Raw genomic sequence first — 23,259 nt, 5'->3', positions numbered from 1 at the left:
CGTCATACACCGGCCCTGCACGCCGGCATGCCGACTGGCGTTTCAGATTCCTGCATGCCCGATTCCAGCATGTTCGCCTTCATTGTCCACCCCCATCACAGCCACTGCATGACTACGCAAAATACTCCAGAGGATACCGCAGTCCAGCACCGCACGCGATTGCGGAAACTGCGTGCCGAAATGCCCGAAGACCAGCGCAGCCGTGGCGGTTTGCTGATGCGTGCGCGTCTGTTCACCTGGCTGAATGTGGCGCGCGACGAAGCGGCCCGAGCCGGCCGTCCGGCGCCAGCCACCGTGGCGGCTTTCTGGCCCATGGCGGACGAACCCGACCTGCGCCCCCTGCTGTCGCAATGGGTGGAAAACGGCGTCGCGGTGGCGTTGCCCGTGGTGCGCGAACGCAACGCCCCCCTCGCCTTCCTGCCCTGGACCCCTGATGCGGAACTGCGCGCCGGCCCCTACGGCATCCAGGAACCGGTGGCTGGCGCCGAAGTCCTGCCCGACGTGGTTCTGGTGCCGACGCTCGGTTACACGGATCAGGGTGACCGCCTGGGTTACGGCGGCGGCTATTACGACCGCACCCTGGCGGCGCTGCGCGAACGCGGCCACCCGTTCGTCACGATCGGCATCGCCTGGAGCTGCGGCGAACTGGACGCCGACTATGTCCCGGCCGCGCACGACTACCCGCTGGACGCCGTGCTGACGCAGGACGGCTGGGTGCCGCATGCGCCGCTGGAACAAGGCGCCACGAGCGGCACCACGCTACACACGTACCGGATGAACTGACGCACCAGATAGGCCCGGCGGCATGCACCAATACGGTGCATACAGTACCGCTGGTGCCCTACGCGCGGCGGGGGATGGCGTTTCGGCGCCCTTGGGAGGATATTGTGCCCAAGGCCCCGGCTTGCCCGAAAAGCTGGCATGCGGGTTGCTTATTCTTTGGGACTGGCCACGTATCGGCCGGGTAATGACCGTGTGCAAGGCCGCCGCCTGCCGGCCGGCCGCAGCACCCAGCATCGGAGGAGCCATGAAGGACAGATCATCCCGTCCAGCCGCTTTTGACGAAATGCGCGACAGCGCCGGCGGCATACGCTCCCAATACCAGGCCTTCGAGCGCTGGCACCAAGAGCAATCGGCCGAAGCCATGGCCGTGCGACGGCTCGAAGCCGACCTGAGTTTCCGCCGCGTCGGCATCACTTTTTCGGTCGCCGGCGACGCCGCCGGCACCGAACGCCTGATTCCATTCGACCTGATCCCCCGGATCATCCCCGCCGACGAATGGCGCCACCTGGAAGCCGGCTTGAAGCAGCGCGTGCGCGCGCTGAACATGTTCATCCATGACATCTACCATGGCCACGACATCGTGCGCGCGGGCGTCGTGCCGGCCGAACAGGTGTTCCTGAATGCCCAGTACCGCCCCGAAATGCAGGACGTGGACGTGGCGGAAGACATCTACTGCCACATCGCCGGCGTGGACATCGTGCGCGCGGGCGCGGGCGAGTTCTACGTGCTGGAAGACAATCTGCGGGTGCCCTCCGGCGTGTCCTACATGCTTGAGAACCGCAAGATGTCGATGCGCTTGATGCCGGACGCGTTCAGCCGCATCAAGGTCGAACCGGTGGCGCACTATCCCGACCTGCTGCTGGACAACCTGCGCGAGGTCGCCCCGCACGGCGGCGACGACCCCACGGTGGTCGTGCTGACGCCCGGCATGTACAACTCGGCCTACTTCGAGCATGCCTTCCTGGCCCAGCAGATGGGCGTGGAACTAGTCGAAGGCCAGGATCTCTTCGTGGAGCAGAACACGGTCTACATGCGCACCACGCAAGGTCCGCGCAAAGTGGACGTGATCTACCGCCGGCTGGACGACGACTTCCTCGATCCCCTGTCGTTCCGCGCGGATTCGGCGCTTGGCGTGCCGGGTCTCTTGTCGGTGTACCGCGCCGGCCGCGTCACGCTTGCCAACGCGATCGGCACCGGCATCGCGGACGACAAGTCCACCTACCTTTACGTGCCGGACATGATCCGGTTCTATCTCAGCGAAGAGCCCATCCTGTCCAACGTGCCGACCTGGCGTTGCGGGCGGCCGGACGAACTGTCCCACGTGCTGGCCAACATGCACGACCTGGTGGTCAAGGAAGTGCACGGCGCAGGCGGCTACGGCATGCTGGTCGGGCCCTCCTCCACGCGCGCCGAAGTCGATGCGTTCAAGGACCGCGTGCGCGCCAACCCCGCCAACTACATCGCGCAGCCGACGCTGGCGCTGTCCACCATCCCCACCTATGTGGAATCGGGCGTCGCGCCGCGGCACGTGGACCTGCGTCCCTACGTGCTGTGCGGCAAGGACATCCGCACCGTGCCCGGCGGCCTGTGCCGCGTGGCGCTGACCGAGGGCTCGCTGGTGGTCAACAGCAGCCAGGGCGGCGGCACCAAAGACACCTGGGTTCTGGAGGACTGAACATGCTGAGCCGAACCGCCGACAACCTGTTCTGGATGTGCCGCTACACCGAACGCGCCGAGAACACCGCGCGCATGCTGGACGTGAACCTGCAGATGTCGCTGCTGCCGCAAGACACGCAGACGCGCGAGGGCTCATGGCTGGGCGTGCTGCGCATCTCTGAACTGCAGGGCCTGTACCAGAGCAAGTACGCGGCCATCTCGCCGCACGACGTGCTGCAGTACATGGTGCGCGACCCCGAAAACCCCTCGTCCATCTATTCGTGCATGCGTGCCGCCCGCGAGAATGCGCGCGCGGTGCGCGGCAGCCTGACGACCGAAGTCTGGGAGACCTACAACACCACCTGGCTTGAACTGCTCAAGCACCTGCACACCGGCCTGCTGGAGCGCAACCCGGGCGAATTCTTCGAATGGGTGAAGTTCCGTTCGCACCTGGCGCGCGGCGTCACCATCGGCACGATGCTGGAGGACGAAGCGCTGTACTTCCTGCGCATCGGCATGCACCTGGAGCGCGCCGACAACACCGCCCGCATGCTGGACGTGAAGTTCCATGAACGCGGCGGCAACGGGTCGCAGAGCGCGTCGCAGAACGGCACGCAAGAGGCGCGCCCCGAACCGAGCGGTACCGCCGCGCTGCAAAGCGAGTTTTACCGCTGGTCCGCCCTGCTGAGCTCCGTGTCCGGGCTGGAGATCTACCGCAAGGTGTACCGCGACGTGATCACGCCGGACCGCGTGGCCGAACTGCTGATCCTGCACGGCGACATGCCGCGTTCGCTGCTGGCGTCGATGCGGGCGGTGGCCGACGATCTGGCGCGCGTCTCCAACCAGCGCTCGACCGAAACGCAACGCCGCGCCGGCATGCTGTGCGCCGAACTGCAATACGGCCGCGTCGAGGACATCCTCGACAGCGGGCTGCACCAGTATCTGGACCACTTCCTGGACCGCATCAACGACCTGGGCAACCGGATCAGCCAGGACTTCCTGGTCCCGCTGTCGGCATAACACGGAGACAGCAATGAAACAGTTCATCACCCACGTCACCCATTACCGCTACACCGCGCCGGTCACCTACAGCATTCAGACGCTGCGGCTGACGCCGCGCGACGACGAGCACCAGCGCGTGCTGCGCTGGCACATCGAAGCGCCCGGCGCGCTGGAAAAGCAGGTGGACGCCTACGGCAACATCACGCATACGCTGACGCTGAACCACCCGCATACCGACATCGAGCTGCGCGTGGTCGGGCAGGTGCAGGTCGCGCCGCTTGCGCGCGGCTTGCTGGGCGGCGAGGACAGCCGTCTGCCCGTGCATGCCTATTGTGTGCAGACGCCACTGACGCAGGCCGACGACACGATCATGGCCTTCGTGCGTGAGGTCTTGCCCGGCGGGCTGACGACGCCGGACGACATCCTGGCGCTCGCCAACGCCATCAGTGACCGCGTGGCCTACGAACCGGGCACGACCGATGTGACCACGGCCGCGGGCCAGGTGCTGACCATGGGCCATGGCGTCTGCCAGGACCATGCCCACCTGTTCCTGGCCTGCGTGCGCGGCCTGGGCGTGCCCGCCCGCTACGTCAGCGGCTACGTGCACACCACGACCGAACACTCGGCAAGCCACGCCTGGGCCGATGTCTGGCTGGCCGACATCGGCTGGACCAGCGTCGACATCACCAACCGCCAGTTTGCCTCGGACAGCCATTGCCGGCTGGCCGTAGCGCGCGACTATGACTCGGCCTCGCCGGTGCGCGGCGTGCGCAGCGGCGGCGGCGAGGAATCCATGGAGATCAGTGTGCAAGTCCAGACCTCCGGGCAGCAATAACCGCCGCAACCGCGCCGCAATACAATGCGGCGTGGTTTTTTCAAATTTTCGATCATGACTTACTGTGTAGCAGCCCGCCTCGACGCCGGCTTGGTTTTCCTGTCCGACTCCCGCACCAACGCGGGCGTCGACCAGATCAGCGTCTTTCGCAAGATGACCGTCTTCGAGCGCCCGGGCGAGCGCGTCATGGTCCTGATGACCTCGGGCAACCTGGCGGTCAGCCAGGCCGTGCTGCATGTGCTGACCCGCCAGCACGATGAAGGCGGCGACACCATCTGGAACGCGGCCGACCTGTTCGAGGCCACCCGCTGCGTCGGCGCCGCCGTGCGCGAGGTCTATCAACGCGAAGCCCCCGCCTTGCACGAGCAAGGCGTGGACTTCAACGTCAGCATGATTTTTGGGGGACAGATAGGCACCGAGCGCTGCCGGCTGTTCCAGGTGTATTCGGCCGGCAACTTCATCGAAGCCGGCCAGGAATGCCCGTACTTCCAGATCGGCGAAGCCAAGTACGGCAAGCCCATCCTGGACCGCGTGCTGCGTCCCGACACCTCGCTGGACGAGGCCGCCAAGTGCGCGCTGATCTCAATGGACTCCACGCTGCGCTCGAACATTTCGGTGGGCCTGCCGCTGGACCTGCTGGTCTACGACACGAACGCGCTGCGCGTCACGCACTTCGCCAGCATCGACGAGCACAACGAGTACTTCCGCATGATCCGCGGCACCTGGGGCGAACGCCTGCGCCAGGTCTTCGCCGAAATCCCGGACCCGCTGTGGACCAACCCGGATGACCCCGGTTCGCTCGTGCCGCCCAGCCGCGTCCACCAGCCGCTGCGCATCGAACCCGTGAACGCCCCGCAGCCCAGCTACCCGACCCCGCAGGTGTTGGCTGAGGATCCGGGCAAGGATCAGGCGAATTAAGGCCTGCTTTCCGGTATCTGGTTTGCGCAAGACCGCGTAAACCCGCCTTTCCCGCTGCCGAAGCCCGGCTTGTGAAACGGCAAATTCTCATCCTTGGCATGACACGCCACACTGGCTGTGGTCCGCGATGCGTTCGCGGGTCCGAGAAAACCACAAGGAGCGAGACATGCCCCCAATTTTCGCGCGCGCGGCGACGCGTGCCGCCTGGCCCATGCTGGCCCTGTCCTGCCTTGCCTGGGGTTCCGCCAGCGCGCAAGGCGCGTATCCGAACCATCCCATTTCGCTTGTCGTGCCGTTCGCGGCGGGCGGCCCGACGGACGTGGTCGCGCGTAGCCTGGGCGCTTCCATGGCCAAGACGCTGGGCCAAAGCATCATCATTGAAAACCGCACGGGCGCGGGCGGCACGTTGGCATCCCAGCACGTCGCGCGCGCGGCGCCTGACGGCTATACCTTCCTGATCCACCACAACGGCATGGCCACGGCGCCGGCGCTGTACCGCAAGCTGTCGTTCAATCCGCTGACGGACTTTGCGTATGTCGGCCAGGTGGCGGACGTGCCCATGACGCTGCTGGGCCGCAAGGACCTGCCCGCCGACGGCATGGCGGGCTTCATCAAGTACGCCAAAGAGAACGGCAATAAGGTCAACCTGGCCAACGCCGGACTGGGCGCCGTGTCGCAGCTGTGCGGCATGTTGCTGCAAGAGTCGCTAGGGGTGCAGTTCACGACCGTGCCCTACGCCGGTACGGCCCCGGCGATGACGGCACTGCTGGGCGGCCAGGTCGACGTGCTGTGCGACCAGACCACGCAGACCATCCCGCAGATCAAGGCGGACCGCGTGAAGCTGTATGGCGTCACGACGCTGGACCGCATCAAGGCGCTGCCGGATTCGCCGACCCTGCAGGAAGGCGGGTTGAAGGGCTTCGAGGTCAAGGTGTGGCACGGCGTCTATGCGCCCAAGGGTACGCCGCCCGAGGCCATCGCGAAGTTCAACGCGGCACTGCGTACGGCGCTCAAGGATCCGGCATTCTCGCAAAAGATGGCCGAGCTGGGCGCCGAGATCGTGCCCGAATCCAAGCAGACGCCGGAAGGCCTGCAGACCTGGCTGCAATCCGAAGTCGACAAATGGGGCGGCATCATCAGGAAGGTGGGCGTGTACGCGGATTGAACCTGGGCCACGCACCCTTCAAGCATGAAAAAAAGGCCGGCATTTCTGCCGGCCTTTCCCATTGCGTACGCGACGCAACGACTACAGCGACAGCTCCTTCCACACCGCCAGCGGGGCTTCCGCATGGTTCAAGGTGTAGAAGTGCAGGCCCGGCGCACCGTTGTCCAGCAGGGTCTGGCACAGTTCGGTGACGACGTCCACGCCAAAGGCGCGGATGGAAGCCTTGTCGTCGCCGAACTCCGCCAGGCGCAGCCGGATCCAGCGCGGCACTTCCGCGCCGCACATTTCGGAAAAGCGCAGCAGCTGCGTGTGGTTCGTGATGGGCATGATGCCCGGCACGATCGGTACACGCACGCCCTTGGCCTGGGCCCGGTCGACGAAGTCGAAGTAGGCATCGGCGTTGAAGAAGTACTGCGTGATGGCCGCGTCGGCGCCGGCCTTCACCTTGGCCACGAAATGGTCCAGGTCGGCCGACGGATTGGACGCCTGCGGATGCATTTCGGGATAGGCCGCCACTTCGATGTGGAACCAGTCGCCGGTCTCTTCACGGATGAACGAGACCAGTTCATTGGCGTAGCGCAATTCGCCCGCATCGCCGCCCATGCCCGAAGGCAGGTCGCCGCGCAGGGCGACCACGCGCCGCACGCCTTCATGCTTGTAGGCCTGGAGGATGTCCCGCAGATCCTGGCGCGTGGCGCCCACGCACGACAAGTGGGGCGCCGCGTCGCAACCCAGGTTGCGCAGCGTGCGCACGGCGTCTGCCGTGCCGGCGCGCGTGGAACCGCCCGCGCCGAAGGTCACGCTGACGTACTTGGGCTGGATCGCCAGCATCTGCTTGGCCGCGCGGACCAGCCGTTCCTGACCGGCCAGATCGCGCGGGGGAAAGAATTCCAGACTGAAGGCGGGAGAAGTCGAGTCGGACATTAGGGGATCAGTTTGGTAAGCAGACCAGAGATGATGCTGTACAGAATCGCACCGCCCACGGCCCACCAGAACCCGTTGACCTGGAAGCCCTTCAGCACGGAGCCGACGAACCAGAACAACAAGGCGTTGATGACGATGAGAAAGAGCCCGAGGGTGACGATCGTGATGGGCAGCGTCAGCAGCACAAGCACCGGTTTGACCAGCATGTTCACCAGGCCCAGCACCAGCGCGGCAATCAGCGCAGATCCGAAGCTGGCCACGGCGATGCCGGGCAACAGGTAGGCAACGGCCAGCAGGGCCACTGCATTCAGGATCCAGACGAGTATCAAAGTCACCATGTTCGTTCTCCTGTATTAACGCTCCGCGGCCCCTTGATCGCCAGGCGAGCCCGGGGGAGCTCCGCGGTTCGGAAAGCCCGCGCCAACATGGCGCGGCACCTTCCTATTTTGCTACATGCATCAATAGCGGTAATGGTTGGGCTTGAAGGGGCCTTCCACCGGCACGTTGATGTAGTCGGCCTGATCCTGGCGCAGCGTCGTCAGCTTCACACCCAGCTTTTTCAGGTGCAGGCGGGCGACCTTCTCGTCCAGGTGCTTGGGCAGCACGTAGACTTCGCCGGACTTGTACGCTTCGTTGCGCGTGAACAGTTCGATCTGGGCGATGGTCTGGTTGGCGAACGACGACGACATCACGAACGAGGGGTGGCCGGTGGCGCAACCCAGGTTCACCAGGCGGCCTTGGGCCAGCAGGATGATGCGCTTGCCGTCCGGGAAGATCACGTGGTCGACTTGCGGCTTGATCTCTTCCCACTGGCAGTCGGCCAGGCCGGCGACGTCGATTTCGTTGTCGAAGTGGCCGATGTTGCAGACGATCGCCTGGTCCTTCATGGCGTTCATGTGCTCACGCGTGATGACGTGGTAGTTGCCGGTGGCGGTAACGAAGATATCGCCGTGGGCGGCGGCTTCTTCCATCGTCACGACCTTGAAGCCTTCCATCGCGGCCTGCAGGGCGCAGATCGGGTCGACTTCGGTGACCCAGACTTGCGCGCGCAGCGCGACCAGCGCCTGGGCGCAGCCCTTGCCCACGTCGCCGTAGCCGGCCACGACGGCGATCTTGCCGGCGACCATGACGTCGGTGGCGCGCTTGATGCCGTCCACCAGCGATTCGCGGCAGCCGTACAGGTTGTCGAACTTGGACTTGGTGACCGAGTCGTTGACGTTGATGGCGGCAAAGGCCAGCTCGCCCTTTTGCGACATCTGGTACAGGCGGTGCACGCCGGTCGTGGTTTCTTCCGTCACGCCTTTGATCAGCGCGAGGCGGGTCGAATACCACTTGGGATCACGCTTGAGCGTTTCCTTGATGGCGGCGAACAGGATGCGCTCTTCGTCGCTGCCCGGGTTGGCCAGCACCGAGAGATCTTTCTCGGCCTTGGTGCCCAGGTGCAGCATCAACGTGGCGTCGCCGCCGTCGTCGAGGATCATGTTGGCGTTCTGGCCGTTGGGCCATTCGAAGATCTTGTGGGTGTACTGCCAGTACTCTTCCAGCGTTTCGCCCTTGACGGCGAAAACCGGCGTGCCGGACGCGGCGATCGCGGCGGCGGCGTGGTCTTGCGTGGAGAAGATGTTGCACGAGGCCCAGCGCACTTCGGCACCCAGGGCAACCAGCGTTTCGATCAGCACGCCGGTCTGGATGGTCATGTGCAGGCTGCCGGCGATACGCGCGCCCTTGAGCGGCTGCGCAGCGGCGAATTCCTCGCGGATGGCCATCAGGCCGGGCATTTCGGTTTCGGCGATGGCCAGTTCGCGACGGCCCCAGCCTGCCAGCGACAGGTCGGCAACCAGGTAATCGGAGAAGGATTTATCAGTCACAGCGTTCATGGTGTGTGTAGGCTCCACGTGAATATCGAACGGCGCACGATATGGCCGGACAACGCGAATACACCACGACAGTCGAGTGCTCGCCTTTCCCGCCATATGCGACAAAGGTGAGCGCCGTTGCTGTAGCGACGCGCAGGGCGCGGCGCTTGAACAAGGATTCCTGAGCCTGGCGAGCCGGGTTCCGCGTGGCGTGGCTGTTTTGGATCACAGCACGGCGGGAACGGCAGGGTCGTCGCAACGCTCCTCAGGATTGCGAAGGATTGTACCGGTTTGGGGTGCGGTGCGGAAACCCGTCCCCCAAAAATTCCCCCAAGCCTCACCCGGCGCGGGCCAGCGACGGCCGCGACGGCGCGCCCGCCACGAGCGGCACCAGGGAATCCAGCAGGTCCGACGCCACCGAATCCCAGCTGCGGGTCAACGCGTGCGCCCGCACCGCGTGGCGGTCCAGCGGCAGTGCGGCGCGGCAGGCGTGGGCCAGGTCGTCGTCCAGGCAGCCGGTGACGCCCTGGGTGACGACCGCCAGCGGCGCCTCGCTACGGAACGCCGCCACGGGGGTGCCGCAGGCCATCGCCTCCAGCATCACGAGGCCGAACGTGTCGGTCAGGCTGGGGAACACGAAGACGTCGGCGGCAGCGTAGAACCCTGGCAGCGCATCGTCCTGCTGCATGCCCAGGAACACCGCGCCGGGGAATTTCTTTTTCAGCCGCGCCTCGTCCGGGCCTGCGCCCACGACCACCTTGCTGCCTGCAAGCTCAAGCGAGAGGAAGGCATCCAGGTTCTTTTCCCGCGCGACGCGGCCCACGCTCAGGTAGACCGGCCGCGGCAGGTGCGCGAACGCCGCGCTGTCGGCCGGCTGGAATTTGCGCGGGTCCACGCCGCGCGACCAGACCCGCAGGTTCGCCAGCCCGCGCTGCACCAGGATGTCGCGCACCGTGGGGGTCGGCACCAGCACGCATTGCGAGGGCCGGTGGAACCACCGCAGATAGCGCCACGGCAAGGCCGCGGGGATGCCCATGCGCGCTTGCAGGTAGTCGGGGAACATCGTGTGGAACGAGGTGGTGAATTGCCAGCCCCGGGCCAGTGCCATCCGGCGCGCGGCCAGGCCCAGCGGGCCTTCGGTGGCGATGTGCAGCGCGTCGGGAATGGTGTCGCCCAGGATGCGCCGCAACTGGCGCCCCGGCTGCAGGCATAGCCGCAGGTCCGGCTCGGACGGGGCCGGAACGGTCCGGCTGCCCTGTGGGTTCACCACGATCAGCTCGTGGCCCCATTCACTCAGGATCTGCTGCATGGTCGTCCAGGTGCGGACGACGCCGTTGACTTGCGGATGCCAGGCATCCGTAACCAGGACGATGCGCATGATAGGGCCGGAAGTGGGCGATAACGCGATTTAGCCCGCGCGATATGACATGCCCAAGACGGCCGGAAAATCCCGGCCGCCGCCCGCGCTCAGTTGTTGCGCCGGGGATACCCTTGCGCCTTGATGCGGATCCAGACTTCGCGCTTTTCCTCTTCCGTCATGAACACCCAATTGGCGACTTCCATGGCCGTACGGCCGCAACCGCGGCAGATATCGTCGAACAGGGTCGAGCACACGGCCACGCAGGGGGAGTCGGTCGCCTTGAAGACGCGTTGGGCGTCTTCAGGCTCGGGCAATTCGGAAAGATCGGCGAAGTAACGATTCATGGGGCGAAGGTTAACACCAGGGGTGTGTCCCCTTTTGGATAGCCCTATCGCCCGCCGTGGCTTGATTGACAGCCGCCCGCTACCGCCATCCGAAGAACGCGCCGGCCTCGCCCAGCAGCGCGTCGGGGGTCTCTTCGGCCAGGTAGTGCGCCCCGGGCAACGGCGCGCCCGAGACTTCGTCGGCCACGGCGCGCCACAGCTCCAGCACGTCGAAATTCTTGCCCACCGCGCCGCGCTCGCCCCACAGCGCCCGCACCGGCATGCGCAGGCGCTCGCCAGCGGCGCGGCCCGCGCGGTCGTGATCCAGGTCCAGCGTGGCCGAGGCGCGGTAGTCCTCGCAGATGCCGGTGGCCCAGCCCGGCTGCCGGGCCGCGCGTTCATATTCCGCCATGGCTTCGTCGGAAAAATGCACCAGCCCGCCCGGCCGGCCGCCCATCACCGAGCGCAGGTAGAACACGGGGTCGTGCTCGATCATGGTTTCGGGGCCGGGCGCGGGCTGGATCAGCCAGAACCAGTGGTAGTACGCCTGGGCGAACGCCCGCGTCGTACCCTCGTACATGTCCAGCGTGGGCGCGATGTCCAGCAGCATCATGCGGGACACGGCATCGGCATGGTCCAGCGCCAGCCGGTGCGCCACGCGGGCGCCACGGTCGTGCGCCAGCACCTCGAAACGCTCATGGCCCAGCGCGCGCATCACCGCGATCATGTCGGCCGCCATCTGGCGCTTGGAATGGGCGGAGTGGTCCGCCGTGGCCGCGGGCTTGCCGCTATCGCCGTAGCCGCGCAGGTCTGCGGCCACGCACGTGCGGTGCCGCGTCAGTTCGGGCCATACGCGGTGCCAGATGGCATGCGTCTGCGGATGGCCGTGCAGCAACAGCAGCGGCGGCCCCGACCCGTCGATGCGCGCGGCGATTTCAATGCCATCGCCCTGGATGCGGCGCACGGGCAAGTCGAAGAATGCGGTCATGGGTACTGCCTCCTGTTGCGTTTACTCGTGCCCGGCGTCCAGGCGGTCGCGCACCGTGCGCGCCACGTCCTTCATCCAGGGATGGCGCGCCCAGTGGGCGGCTTCGAAGCGTTCCACCTCGGGCAACTGGGCCAGCGACGCACCCACCATGTCCTGGCCTTGCGCGAACATGCGGCGATGCCGTTCGGGCAAGGTGAAGTTCGCCGTCCAGCCGTCGGCGGCGCGGACCTGGCCTGCCATCACGTCGACAGCCACGCGGTTGCCGCCGGCCAGATCCGTATTGGACACCCGTGCGAGCAAGGCGTCGACCTCGGCCGGCGGCAGGCTGACCAGCAGCAGGCCGTTGTTGACGGCATTGAAGTAGAAGATCTCGCCAAAGCTCGGCGCGATCACGGCGCGGATGCCGAACTGCTGCAGGCCCCACACCGCATGTTCACGGCTGGACCCGCAACCGAAGTTCGGGCCGGCCACCAACACGGACGCGCCCGTGTAGGCCTGCTGGTTCAGCACGAAGCCGGGACGGGGCGCGCCATGCTCGTCAAAGCGCAGGTCATACAACAGGCCGCGGTCCAGCCCCGCCTTGTCGATGATACGCAGGAACTGCTTGGGCATGATCTGGTCGGTATCCAGATTGGAGAACGGCAACGGCGCGGCGATGCCTTCGATCAACGGATTCATTTGGCTTGCTCCCAGTCGCGGGCGTCAACGATGCGGCCGGCCAGCGCGGCTGCCGCCGCCATGGCCGGACTCATCAGGTGCGTGCGCCCTGCCCGCCCCTGGCGCCCTTCGAAATTCCGGTTGGTGGTGGAGGCGCAGCGCTCGCCGGGGCGCAGCACGTCGTCGTTCATGGCCAGGCACATCGAACAGCCCGGCTGGCGCCATTCGAAGCCGGCGTCGATCAATTGCGCGGCCAGTCCTTCGGCTTCCGCCTGCGCGCGCACGGCGCCCGAACCCGGCACGACCATCGCGCGCACGCCGACGGCGACCTTCCGGCCACGCACCATCGCGGCGACCACGCGGAGGTCTTCGATGCGGCCGTTGGTGCACGAGCCGATGAACACGCGGTCGATCGGCACGCCGGCAATCGGCATGCCCGGCGCCAGGCCGATGTAGTCCATGGCCTTTTCCAGCGCCAGCCGGGCCAGCGTGTCGGGCTCGGCCTGCGGATCCGGCACGCGGCCGGTCACCGGCATGGCCTGGTCGGGGCTGGTGCCCCAGGTGACGAACGGCGCGATGTCGGCGGCGTCAAACGCGTGCTCCACGTGGAAGGCGGCGTCGTCGTCGCTGCGCAGCGTGGACCAATAGGCGCGCGCGGCGGCTAGCGTTTCGCCGCGCAGTTGCGGCGCGTGGGCGGTGACGTACGCGTCGGTCACGGCGTCCGGGGCGATCAGCGCGGCGCGCGCGCCGGCCTCTACCGTCATGTTGCACAAAGTCATGCGGGCCTCGGCCGACAGGGCGTCGATCGCCGTGCCGCAGAACTCCACCGCGTGGCCGCGCGCGCCTTGGGCGCCGATGCGGTGGACCACGTAAATGACCAGGTCCTTGGCCGACACGCCCGCGCCCAGTACACCGTCGACACGGATGCGCATGTTGCGCGCGACGCGGTAGACCAGCGTCTGCGTGGCCAGGATGTGCTCGACTTCCGACGTGCCGATGCCAAAGCCCAAGGCGCCCAAGGCGCCATAGGTGGTGGTGTGGCTGTCGCCGCAGAGCACCACCATGCCGGGCAGGATCATGCCGTGCTCGGGCGCAATCACGTGTTCGATGCCCTGCAGCGGGTCGGTGGTGTCGAAGAGCGCGATGTACTGTGCGTCGCAATTGCGCTTCAGGTTCAGCGCCTGGCGCGACGAGGCGTCGTCGGGGATCACGCGCAACGCCGCCGGCACCGGGTGCGTGGGGATGATGTGGTCCACCACCGCCATCTGCTGGCCGGGACGCAGCACGTCCCGCCCGCGTGCGGCCAGGCCGCTGAAGGCTTGCGGGCTGGTGTATTCGTTCATGATGTGCAGGTCGACGTACAGCAGGATGTGCTCGTCGTCGATGCGGGCCACTTCATGGCTGGCCACCAGTTTGTCATACAGCGTCATGCCGGGCATGTCTTTCGTCCTTGATTGCGGCGCCCGCGGCGGAGCGAGGGCGCATCTTGCGGTCTAGTTGGCCTGGATGCCGGCGTCCTTCACGATGTCCGCCCAGCGCGTCATCTCGGCGGCCACCATGTCGTCCGTCTTGGCCGGCGTGGAGATCAGGGGATCGAACCCTTCCTTCTGCATGCGTTCTTTCAACGCGGGTGACTGCAACGCTTCGGCCAGTTTGGCGTTCAGGGTATCGATCACCGGCTGCGGCGTGCCCGCCGGCGCACTGACGACGAACCAGGTGTTGAACTCGTAGCCGGGCAAGCCGGATTCCGCGATAGTGGGCACGTCGGGCAACAGCGGCGACCGCGTGGTGCCGGTCACGCCCAGCGCGCGGAGCTTTTTGCCGTCGACTTGCGGCTTGGCCGCGGACAGCACCGGAAAGCTCATCTGCACCTGGCCGCTGATGGTGTCCACCATGGCCGGTCCGCCGCCCTTGTACGGCACATGCAGGATCTGCGTCTTCGATACGGACTTGAACAGTTCCGCGGCCATGTGGAACGTGCTGCCCGTGCCGGCGGAACCGAAGCTCAGGTCATTGGCCGGCCGCGCGCGCACATAGGCCAGCAGCTCGCTCACGCTGGCGACCGGCAAGGCGTTGGTGACGGTCAGCACGTGCTGGGACGTGCCCACCGTGCCCACGGACCGCAGGTCCTGCTTCGTGTCGAACGGCATGTCCTTGAACAGCGCGGGATTGATGGCCAGCGACATGGTGTTGATCGCCAGCGTGTAGCCGTTGGGCTGGGCGCGCGCCACGGCCGCCATGCCGATGTTGCCGGACGCGCCGGCCCGGTTCTCGACGATCACGCTCTGGCCGAGAGCACGGCCCCAGGCGTCCGAGATGAGCCGCGCGGCGATATCCACGCTGCCGCCGGGCGCGAACGGCACGACAAGCGTCACCGCGCGTTCGGGAAACGCATTGGCGGCCACCGCCGGAAAGGTCCAACAGGATGCGGCGGCAAGGGCCGCGCACACGGCGCCGGCCACGGGTTTGATCTTCATTCCTGGTCTCCTCGGTTGGCCGCGTCATTGCGGCTCTATATCGGTAAGGCCAGTGTATAAGCCGGTTTAATTCTTATAATTACTGATCAAACTAAATCTTTATTAAATTAGATTTATAAATAGCGGCTGGAGGCCCCCATGGACGCTCTTTCCGATCTCGCCTTCTTTTCGCTGGTGGTCAAGCACGGCAACCTGTCGGCCACCGCGCGCGAACTGGGGTTGACCCCGCCCGCCATCAGCGCCCGGCTGGCCCGGCTGGAGCAGCGGCTGGGCGTCCGGCTGCTGAACCGCACCACGCGCCGCGTCAGCGTCACGCAAGAGGGCGAACTGTATCTGGCCGAGGGCGGCCGCATCTTGGCCGACCTCGAGGCGCTGGAACGGTCGGTCTCAAGCGCCCGCGCCCAACCCCAGGGCCTGCTGCGGCTGAACGCCACGTTCGGTTTCGGGCGCGCCCACATCGTGCCGGCCGTGTCGGATTTCGCGCGCCAGTATCCGGACGTGGAGGTATTGATGCGGCTGACGGACCGGCCGCTGAACCTGATCGAAGAAGGCTTCGACGTGGCGGTGCGTTTCGGCGACCTGCCCGACGCCCGGCTGACCGCACGCAAGATCGCGTCCAATCGGCGGCTGCTCTGCGCCTCGCCGCGTTACCTGGATACTTATGGCGAACCGCGCACGCCGGGCGACCTGCAACGCCATCGCTGCATCGTGGTGCGCGAAAACGACGTGGCCTACGGTACGTGGCGGCTGGAATCCGGCCAGCGCGCTGAAACCGTGAAGGTGCGCGGCCCGGTCAGCTCCAATGACGGCCAGAGCGCGCTGGAATGGGCGCTGGACGGCCACGGCATCGTGATGCGGTCCGAATGGGAGACCGCGGCCTACCTGCGCGCCGGCCGGCTGCGCGAGGTGTTGACGGATTGGCGCACGCCGCCCGCCGACATCCATGCGCTGTACCCCGAACGCCTGAACCTGCCGGCCAAGACCGTTGCGTTCGTGGAGTTCCTGTCGCAGCGCTTCGCCCGGCATCTGCGCACGCCGGGCGGGCACGACGCCGTGTGGTGAGGGCCGACCGGCTCAGATCTCGTCGATGGCCGTGCTGGCCGACGTGCCCGCCGGCGCATCGCCCGCGCCGATCGCGTAGCGGTCCCGCGTGGTGACGTAGAAGCTGGCGCCGAAGCGGCCCACCGGAAAGTAGTCTTGCAGGCGCACGCGCCAGGTTTCCGTGTCGATCAGGCCGTCGCGCGCGTGCAGCCAGCGCACCTGCCCGATGAAGATCTGCCGGCTGGCGGTTTCCATCGTTTCGTACAGCGTGCATTCGAAGGCCACGGGCGCCTGCACGATGCGGGGCGGCTTGACGTGGTGGCTGGGCGCGGCGTCCAGCCCCGCGTGGGCCAGCTCGCTGACGTCCGCCGGCAGGCGGTCGCCGCAGCGGTGCATCTTCTCGGCCATCGCCTCGTCGGTCAGGTGCACCACGAATTCCTTGTCGCGGGCAATGTTGCGCGCCGTGTCCTTCAAGCCGCCGTCTTCCAGGCGGTTGATGCTGACCATGACGATGGGAGGGTCCTCGCCCAGCATGTTGAACATGCTGAAGGGCGCCGCGTTGACCACGCCGGTCTCGGACAGGGTGGTGATCAGCGCGATCGGCCGGGGCACGATCAGGCTGGCCATCAGCTTGTAGCGCTGGTATTCGGTGATTGCGTCGAAATCGATTTCCATGTCAGGCCAGTCCCAGCATCTGGGCAAGGGTTTGGGCGGGCTGCGGGCGCTCCAGGCTGATGCGCCGCTCCAGGTCCGCCAGGTGGTTGTCATTGATCTTCACGGCCTCGGCCACGTCGCCGCGTTCCATCAGGTCGACGATCAGCACGTGCTCGCCGTGTTCGCAGGCGGCGTTGCCGGGCGGTTCGTACAGCGCCACGATGAGCGAGCACCGCGACACCAGTTCCGCCAGGTACCCGTGCAGGATGGCGTTGCCCGACAGTTCGCCTAGCCGCACGTGAAACGCGCTGGCCTGGCGCGCCCACGCGGGCTGGCCGGCCCGATGCAGCAGGGCGTGTTCGTCGCGCAGCTGCTTGCGCAGCGAGGCGTAGTCGGCCTTGGTGGCGCGGGCCACGGCCAAGGGCAGCAGCGCCGCCTCCAGCGCGCGGCGCGCCTGGAAGATCTGGCGCGTGTCTTCGGGCGTGGGTTCGGCGACCACCGCGCCACGGTTGTGATGCAGGTCCACCACGTGTTCGTGCGCCAGCCGCTGCAAGGCCTTGCGCGCCACCGAGCGCGACACGCCGAACAGCTCGCAGATGGCGGCCTCGGGCAGTTTGGTGCCGGGAGTAAGCCGCTGGCTCATCACGCTTTCATACACCGCTTCGCAGATGCGGCGCTCCATGTCGCTGTCCGGGACCGCCTCGGTACTGCCGGCGGCATCCGTCGCGGCGGGCTCGACGGCGATCCTGCTGCGGGCCGCGGGCTTGGCGCGGGGTTTGGCTGTTGGACGGGTAGGCATTGCGGGACTCGAATGGGCAGACGGAAGAAGGGATAGGAACGCAGGAAGCTCAGCGCGCGCCGGACGGCAGGATGTCCACATGGCGGCAGATTTCGCCGGGCGTGGTGAACCAGATCTCGCCCCGGTCGCGGGCCGCGGCCAGCGGCGCCAGCGCCCGGCGCAAGTGCCGCAGCCGGTACGGCTGCCCGACGATATACGGATGCAGCGCGATGCCCATCACCAGCGGCTGGCGTGCGGCCTGCGTACGCATTTCCTCGAACTGGTCAAGAATCATATCGGCAAAGTCGCGCGCATCCATCTTGCGGCCCATGATCATCGGGATGTCGTTGAGCTCCTGCGGATACGGAATCGCCCACAGGTCACCCGCGCGGGTCCGCATGCGCATGGGTTGATCGTCATGGCACCAGTTCAGCGTATAGCGGTAGCCCGCTTCGGCCAGCAGGTCGGGCGTGGCGCGGCTTTCCGAAATCCACGGCGACAGCCAGCCCGCCGGCGCGTGGCCCGCGTGCTGGCGGATGCGGTCGCGGCAATGCGCCAGCAGCGCGCCTTCTTCGGCTTCGGGCAGGCCGCCCTGCCGGTGCGCATTGCTGTAGCCGTGCCCGATCAGTTCATCGCCGCGCGCCAGGAAGGCGTCGATCAGTTCGGGGCAATGCTCATACAGCGCGGTGTTGAGCAGCACGCCGGCGGGCAGGCGCAATTCCTCGAACAGCTCCAGGCAACGCCACGCGCCCACCCGGTTGCCGTATTCGCGCCACGCGTAGTTGAGCACGTCGGGATGCGGCGAGGCCGGTCCCAATTCCGCGCCCAGCCCTTCCCCGAACGCGAAATGCTCGATGTTGAAGCCCAGGTACACGGCCAGCCGCGCCCCGTTCGGCCACGCATAGTCCCCTCGCCCGGTGATCGGCTGGTAGGCGAAGCGGCCATGGCAGGCCAGCGGCGCGGGCGTCCACGCGGACGCGTCGCCGCGCCCCGGATTAGTGCTTGAAAGCAAGGTTGGATTCATTTTGGTGCAAATCCTGATGCATGATTGTTAACAAAATCCGTGAGCCTTTGGACACAAAATTTGAATCTGATGCGGACAAACCACGGCCAAAGACGCTGCATCCCTCTCGTAGCGGGGTGATCGCCGCCCCCGGCGACCGACTTGGACCAGATGGCATGGATCTTGCATAGGGAAGCAAAGCAGCACTTAACCCCATGCAAGATCCGTTCCACTTTTCCAGGAGTGCCCGATGGTCCCGACCCGCCGTTCCTTTCTGCTTCGCGCCACCGCCGCCGCCCTCTTCACGGCCGGCCTCGCCCTGCAACCGGCGCTTGCCGCCGACCCCATCAAGATCGGCCTGATCACGGCACTGTCCGGCGAGTCGGCACGCGCAGGCGAAGCCCTGACGCGCGGCATGACGATCGCCATCGACGAGATCAATGCGAAGGGCGGCCTCCTGGGCGGCCGCCAGATCGTGCTGGTGCGGCGCGACGACGAAGGCAATCCCGCCAAGGGCATGGCGGCCGCGCGCGAACTGATCTTCAAGGAAAAGGTCGCCGTGCTGTTCGGCGGCCTGGACACGCCGGTTTCCATGGCGATCGTGCCCATCGTGAACCAGGAGAAGGTCCCCTTCATGGGGCCGTGGGCCGCCGGCACGGCGATCACGCAGAACAAGGGCAACCCGAACTTCGTGTTCCGCGTGTCGGCCATGGACGAGATCGTGGACAGCGCGATGGTCCAGTACGCGCAAAAGACGTTCCAGAGCGCCAAGCCGGGCATGATCCTGGTGAACAATCCCTGGGGCGAATCCAACGAGAAAGGCTTGAATGCCGCGCTGGCAGCGGCCAAGGTCACGCCCGCCGGCGTCGAAAAATTCCAGCCCAACGATCTGGACGTGGTGCCCCAGTTGAGCCGCCTGAAGGCCGAGGGCGCGGACACACTGTTCCTGGTGGGCAACGTCGGCCCGTCGGCGCAGGTCGTGAAATCGCTGGACCGCATGGGCTGGAAAGTGCCGATCGTGTCGCACTGGGGCCCCGCGGGCGGCCGCTTCACCGAGCTGGCCGGCCCCAATGCCAAGAACGTGCATTTCGTGCAGACCTACAGCTTCTTCGGCAAGCAAGGGCCGGTGGGCGACAAGGTGATGCAGGCGCTGAAGGCCAAGTATTCCGATATCAAGGGTCCGCAGGACATCACGCCTGCCGTGGGCGTGGCCAACGCGTATGACGGCATGCAGCTGGCTGCGCTGGCCATCGCAGCAGCCGGTTCGACCGACGGCGACGCGGTGCGCCAGGGCTTCTACAAGATCGGCAAGTACGATGGCCTGATCAAGACCTATGAACAGCCCTTCACGCCGGCCTCGCACGACGCGCTGCGCGAGAACGACTACGTGTGGACGCAGTTCATCGACAACCGCATCCTGCCCGTCAAGGGCGCCCAGTAAACGGCACGTTCACGCGGGAGACGCGCATGTTGTTGATGTCCGCCATCGTCAGCGGCCTGGGTCTGGGAAGCATGTACGGACTGATGGCCCTGGGCTTTTACCTGACCTACGCCGTGTCGGGCACGGTGAACTTCGCCCAGGGCAGCTCCATGATGCTGGGCGCCGTGCTGACCTATACGTTCGCGCAGACGCTGGGCTGGCCGCTGGCGCCCGCCTTGCTGGCGGCCTTCGCGCTGTGTGCGCTGTACGGTCTCGCGGTCGAACGGCTGGCCGTGCGGCCGTTCGCCAGCCGGGGCTCCAACGCCTGGTTGATGTCCACGGTGGCGCTCGGCATCGTGCTGGACAACGTCGTGATGTTCACCTTCGGCAAAGAGCCGCGCAGCCTGCCGTCGCCGCTGGCGCAAGCGCCGCTGGAGATCGGCGGGCTGGGCCTTGGCATCTATCCGCTGCAGCTGTTGATTCCGCTGGTCGGCCTGGTGCTGGCGGCGGCGCTGCACACCCTGTCGCGCCGCACTCGCTGGGGCGTGGCGCTGCTGGCGGTGGTGCAGAACCCCGGCGCCGCGCGGCTGATGGGCATCCCGGTGCGCCGCGCCATCATGGCCGCCTTTGCCGTGTCCACGCTGTTCGCCGGCGTGGCGGGCGCCCTGGTCGCACCGCTGTTCAACGTGCAGGCCGACATGGGCACGCTATTCGGCCTGAAAGCCTTTGTCGTTGCGATTCTGGGCGGCATCACCAGCGCCTGGGGCGTGATGATCGCCGGACTGCTGTTCGGTGTGGTCGAAGCGCTGATCACCGTGGCCCTGGGCTCCGGATACACCCAGATCATCAGCTTCACGCTGGTGATCGTCATGTTGGCCGTGCGTCCCAATGGACTGTTCGGACGCGCCGATGTCAGGAAGGTCTGATGAATAAACGACTTGCATCGCGCTGGCTCCCGCTGGCGCTCTACGCCCTGCTGGCCGTGGCCGGCCTGGCCCTGGCGGCCACCGTCAACGGCTATTACGTGTTCGTGCTGGGCAACGTGGCGCTGCTGGCGCTGGCCGGCATCGGGCTGAACGTGCTGCTGGGGCTGACCGGGCAGATGTCGTTCGGCCATGCGGGCTTCTACGCCATCGGCGCGTATACCGTGGCCATCCTGACCGGCCAGGCCGGCTGGAGCTTCTGGCTGGCCTGGCCGGCGGCGGCACTTGTGGCCGGCGCGTTCGGGCTGCTGCTGGCGCTGCCCGCGCTGCGCGTGAAGGGCCCCTACCTGGCGATGATCACCATCGCCTTCGGTTTTATCGTCGAGCACGCGCTCATCGAAGGCGGCGACGTTACTGGCGGCCAGAACGGGTTGATGGGAATCGTGCAGCCGTCCGTTGCCGGCATCGGCGGGGACCGCGGCGTGGCCATGCTGGCCATCGTGGCGGTGTTCGTGGCGCTGGCGGCCTACGCGCTGCTGTCGCGCGGTACCTGGGGTGCGGCGATGCGCGCGGTCAAGGACAGTGAAACGGCCAGTGAATCCATCGGCATCAATCCGCTGGCGGTCAAGGCCGTGGCCTTCATGGTGTCGGCGGCGGTGGTAGGCCTGGCGGGCGGACTCTACGCGCCGCAAGCCGGCATGATCACGCCGCACAACTTCAATTTCATGCAGTCCATTCTGTTCGTGCTGGCGGTGACGCTGGGTGGCGCGGGATCGCTCGCTGGACCCTTGCTGGGTGCGGTCGTCGTCGGCCTGCTGCCGGAAATGCTGTCCAGCCTGGAGGAATACCGCCTGCTGTTCTTCGGCGTCTTCCTGCTGGTGGTGCTGTGGGCTGCGCCGGACGGCGTGGCCGGGTTGGTGTCGCGCTGGCGCCGCCATTCAGCGGGCCACGCGCTGACGCCCCGCCAGGGCGGCGCCATGCCTGCCGGTGGCCGCCCCCGGCGTGTGCTGCGCGCAGACGCGTTGACCATGACGTTCGGCGGCGTGCGCGCCGTGCAATCGGTGTCGTTCACCGTGCCGCCGGCCGCCGTCACGGCGCTGATCGGGCCGAACGGCGCGGGCAAGTCCACGGTCATCAACATGCTTAGCGGCTACTACCAGCCCACCAGTGGCGGGGTCGCGCTGGGCGACGCGCCGCTCACCGCTATGCCCGCCTACCGCGTGGCGCGCAGCGGCATCGGCCGCACCTATCAGACCTCGCAACTGTTCGACACGCTGAGCGTGGAAGACAACGTGGCGCTGGGCATGGTGCGCGGCCGGCTGGGCGGGCTGCTGGCGTCGCGCCGATATCTGGCGCCCGACGTGCGCGAACGGGCACGCGCCCTGCTGGCGTTTTGCGGCTACGAGGGCGCGTTGGACGTGCCCGCCGCCGACCTGCCGCACGTTGACCGGCGCCTGGTGGAGATCGCCCGCGCGCTGGCTACCGATGCCGACATTCTGCTGATGGATGAACCCGCTGCGGGCCTGTCGCGCGAAGACAAGACGCGGTTGGCCGGCCTGCTGCGGCGCATCGCCGAGGCCGGCGCGGGCGTGCTGCTCGTCGAACACGACATGGCGCTGGTGATGGGGGTGTCGGACCACATCGTCGCCATCGACGCCGGCCGCGAACTGGCGCAGGGCAATCCTGCCCAGATCCAGCAATCGTCCGCCGTACGGCAGGCCTATCTGGGCGACGAAGCCGCCCGTCGCGCGCCCGCCGCGCGGCAACGCCCCGCAGGCGCCCCCATCGCGCCGGAAGTCCTGGGCGTGGGCAATCTGGTCACCGGCTACGGCGCCAACCCCGTACTGCACGGCATTGACCTGCAAGTGCGGCAGGGCGAGATGGTGGCCCTGCTGGGCGCCAACGGCGCGGGCAAATCGACGTTGATGCGCACGCTGGCCGGACTGCACCGGCCGGCGCAAGGCGGCATGCATCTGCAGGGGCAAGAACTCAACGGCCTGGCGGCCGATCGCATCGTGGCACGCGGCCTGGTGCTGGTGCCCGAAGGCCGCCAGGTCTTTCCGGGCCTGAGCGTGCTGGACAACATCCGGCTGGGCGCTTTCCTTCACCCGCAAGACCGCGAGGCGCGCGTCGAAGAGATGCTGACGCGCTTCCCGCGCCTGCGCGAACGCCTGCATCAACGCGCCGGCCTCTTGTCCGGCGGCGAACAGCAGATGTTGGCGATTGCGCGCGGCCTGATGTCCAAGCCCGTCATCCTGCTGCTGGACGAACCGTCGCTGGGCCTGGCGCCCAAGATCATCGACGAACTGTTCGATGCGCTGGACCGGCTGCGCGCCGAGTCCATGACGATCCTGCTGGTGGATCAGATGGCCGCGCTGGCGCTATCGCTGGCAGACCGCGCCTATGTGCTGGAGTCGGGCCGCGTCGCCGCGCAAGGCACGGCCGCGGAAATTGCAGAGGACGGGGCACTGGCCCGCGCCTACCTGGGCGCGTAGC

General features: G+C 67.0%; 22 protein-coding genes and 1 riboswitch. Of the genes, 10 read left to right on the top strand and 12 right to left on the bottom strand.

Going from position 1 to position 23,259, the window contains the following annotated elements; all coding sequences use genetic code 11:
* Positions 1-108 precede the first annotated feature (108 nt).
* From AC3WMU_RS12300 to AC3WMU_RS12275, 6 genes are all read left to right on the top strand, one after another.
* A complete protein-coding gene (locus tag AC3WMU_RS12300) occupies positions 109-783 on the top strand; it encodes a 5-formyltetrahydrofolate cyclo-ligase (RefSeq protein WP_035213137.1) in 675 nt (224 codons plus the stop codon).
* A gap of 244 nt (positions 784-1,027) precedes the next feature.
* The gene (locus AC3WMU_RS12295; protein WP_035213088.1) at positions 1,028-2,458 is read left to right on the top strand and encodes a circularly permuted type 2 ATP-grasp protein; all 1,431 of its coding nucleotides are present in this window, start codon (positions 1,028-1,030) and stop codon (positions 2,456-2,458) included.
* A 2-nt stretch (positions 2,459-2,460) separates the two neighbouring features.
* Positions 2,461-3,459 carry an alpha-E domain-containing protein gene (locus AC3WMU_RS12290; protein ID WP_006224799.1) on the top strand — a complete coding sequence of 333 codons (999 nt, stop codon included), beginning with the start codon at positions 2,461-2,463 and terminating at the stop codon, positions 3,457-3,459.
* 13 nt (positions 3,460-3,472) lie between these two features.
* Positions 3,473-4,276 (top strand): transglutaminase family protein, encoded by an 804-nt coding sequence (locus tag AC3WMU_RS12285; RefSeq protein WP_492282409.1) that lies wholly within the window; start codon positions 3,473-3,475, stop codon positions 4,274-4,276.
* A gap of 54 nt (positions 4,277-4,330) precedes the next feature.
* Positions 4,331-5,194, top strand: coding sequence for a proteasome-type protease (locus AC3WMU_RS12280; protein ID WP_035213138.1), 864 nt, complete (start codon positions 4,331-4,333; stop codon positions 5,192-5,194).
* Positions 5,195-5,360: 166 nt separating this feature from the next.
* The gene (locus AC3WMU_RS12275; protein WP_006224802.1) at positions 5,361-6,359 is read left to right on the top strand and encodes a tripartite tricarboxylate transporter substrate-binding protein; all 999 of its coding nucleotides are present in this window, start codon (positions 5,361-5,363) and stop codon (positions 6,357-6,359) included.
* 81 nt (positions 6,360-6,440) lie between these two features.
* On the opposite strand, the gene metF is transcribed toward AC3WMU_RS12275, so the two are convergent.
* The 9 genes from metF to AC3WMU_RS12230 all read right to left on the bottom strand — a co-directional run bounded on the left by metF (position 6,441) and on the right by AC3WMU_RS12230 (position 14,944).
* Entirely contained in the window at positions 6,441-7,283 is an 843-nt protein-coding gene (gene metF / locus AC3WMU_RS12270) for a methylenetetrahydrofolate reductase [NAD(P)H] (RefSeq protein WP_088588652.1), read from the bottom strand.
* Positions 7,283-7,618: a phage holin family protein gene (locus AC3WMU_RS12265; RefSeq protein ID WP_006224804.1), complete on the bottom strand. Its 336-nt coding sequence runs from the start codon at positions 7,616-7,618 to the stop codon at positions 7,283-7,285. The genes metF and AC3WMU_RS12265 overlap by 1 nt, the downstream gene beginning before the upstream one ends.
* Before the next feature lie 123 nt (positions 7,619-7,741).
* Positions 7,742-9,160, bottom strand: a complete 1,419-nt coding sequence (ahcY, locus tag AC3WMU_RS12260) for an adenosylhomocysteinase (RefSeq protein WP_006224805.1) — start codon at positions 9,158-9,160, stop codon at positions 7,742-7,744.
* 102 nt (positions 9,161-9,262) lie between these two features.
* A riboswitch (S-adenosyl-L-homocysteine riboswitch) is annotated at positions 9,263-9,412 on the bottom strand.
* 64 nt (positions 9,413-9,476) lie between these two features.
* Complete coding sequence (locus tag AC3WMU_RS12255) at positions 9,477-10,517, bottom strand: glycosyltransferase family 4 protein (protein ID WP_424624612.1); 1,041 nt, start codon at positions 10,515-10,517, stop codon at positions 9,477-9,479.
* Between the two features lie 89 nt (positions 10,518-10,606).
* Positions 10,607-10,843 (bottom strand): DUF1289 domain-containing protein, encoded by a 237-nt coding sequence (locus tag AC3WMU_RS12250; RefSeq protein ID WP_006224807.1) that lies wholly within the window; start codon positions 10,841-10,843, stop codon positions 10,607-10,609.
* Between the two features lie 79 nt (positions 10,844-10,922).
* Positions 10,923-11,810, bottom strand: a complete 888-nt coding sequence (locus tag AC3WMU_RS12245; protein ID WP_006224808.1) for an alpha/beta fold hydrolase — start codon at positions 11,808-11,810, stop codon at positions 10,923-10,925.
* Between the two features lie 21 nt (positions 11,811-11,831).
* Positions 11,832-12,488: a 3-isopropylmalate dehydratase small subunit gene (leuD, locus tag AC3WMU_RS12240; RefSeq protein WP_006224809.1), complete on the bottom strand. Its 657-nt coding sequence runs from the start codon at positions 12,486-12,488 to the stop codon at positions 11,832-11,834.
* Entirely contained in the window at positions 12,485-13,906 is a 1,422-nt protein-coding gene (gene leuC / locus AC3WMU_RS12235) for a 3-isopropylmalate dehydratase large subunit (RefSeq protein ID WP_492282408.1), read from the bottom strand. Before leuC ends, leuD begins: the two co-directional genes overlap by 4 nt.
* 54 nt (positions 13,907-13,960) lie before the next feature.
* Positions 13,961-14,944 carry a tripartite tricarboxylate transporter substrate binding protein gene (locus AC3WMU_RS12230; protein ID WP_006224811.1) on the bottom strand — a complete coding sequence of 328 codons (984 nt, stop codon included), beginning with the start codon at positions 14,942-14,944 and terminating at the stop codon, positions 13,961-13,963.
* Positions 14,945-15,082: 138 nt separating this feature from the next.
* Between AC3WMU_RS12230 and AC3WMU_RS12225 the strand changes: the two genes are divergently transcribed.
* Positions 15,083-16,006 carry a LysR family transcriptional regulator gene (locus AC3WMU_RS12225; protein ID WP_006224812.1) on the top strand — a complete coding sequence of 308 codons (924 nt, stop codon included), beginning with the start codon at positions 15,083-15,085 and terminating at the stop codon, positions 16,004-16,006.
* Between the two features lie 12 nt (positions 16,007-16,018).
* Here AC3WMU_RS12225 and AC3WMU_RS12220 read toward each other — a convergent pair whose 3' ends face one another.
* Genes AC3WMU_RS12220 through AC3WMU_RS12210 form a run of 3 tightly spaced genes read right to left on the bottom strand, consistent with a single transcriptional unit; the run spans position 16,019 to position 18,441 of the window.
* The gene (locus AC3WMU_RS12220; protein WP_006224813.1) at positions 16,019-16,660 is read right to left on the bottom strand and encodes a flavin reductase family protein; all 642 of its coding nucleotides are present in this window, start codon (positions 16,658-16,660) and stop codon (positions 16,019-16,021) included.
* A gap of 1 nt (position 16,661) precedes the next feature.
* A complete protein-coding gene (locus tag AC3WMU_RS12215) occupies positions 16,662-17,438 on the bottom strand; it encodes a GntR family transcriptional regulator (RefSeq protein WP_280028440.1) in 777 nt (258 codons plus the stop codon).
* A 49-nt stretch (positions 17,439-17,487) separates the two neighbouring features.
* Positions 17,488-18,441 (bottom strand): polysaccharide deacetylase family protein, encoded by a 954-nt coding sequence (locus tag AC3WMU_RS12210; protein ID WP_280028438.1) that lies wholly within the window; start codon positions 18,439-18,441, stop codon positions 17,488-17,490.
* Between the two features lie 229 nt (positions 18,442-18,670).
* Between AC3WMU_RS12210 and AC3WMU_RS12205 the strand changes: the two genes are divergently transcribed.
* Genes AC3WMU_RS12205 through AC3WMU_RS12195 form a run of 3 tightly spaced genes read left to right on the top strand, consistent with a single transcriptional unit; the run spans position 18,671 to position 23,258 of the window.
* The gene (locus tag AC3WMU_RS12205; RefSeq protein WP_088588643.1) at positions 18,671-19,861 is read left to right on the top strand and encodes an ABC transporter substrate-binding protein; all 1,191 of its coding nucleotides are present in this window, start codon (positions 18,671-18,673) and stop codon (positions 19,859-19,861) included.
* A gap of 26 nt (positions 19,862-19,887) precedes the next feature.
* Positions 19,888-20,766 carry a branched-chain amino acid ABC transporter permease gene (locus tag AC3WMU_RS12200; protein WP_035213091.1) on the top strand — a complete coding sequence of 293 codons (879 nt, stop codon included), beginning with the start codon at positions 19,888-19,890 and terminating at the stop codon, positions 20,764-20,766.
* Positions 20,766-23,258 (top strand): branched-chain amino acid ABC transporter ATP-binding protein/permease, encoded by a 2,493-nt coding sequence (locus AC3WMU_RS12195; RefSeq protein WP_454678045.1) that lies wholly within the window; start codon positions 20,766-20,768, stop codon positions 23,256-23,258. Before AC3WMU_RS12200 ends, AC3WMU_RS12195 begins: the two co-directional genes overlap by 1 nt.
* Position 23,259 lies beyond the last annotated feature (1 nt).

The organism is Achromobacter sp. FW305-C-13, from assembly GCF_058783475.1.
This window is presented reverse-complemented; position numbering and strand designations above follow the sequence as displayed.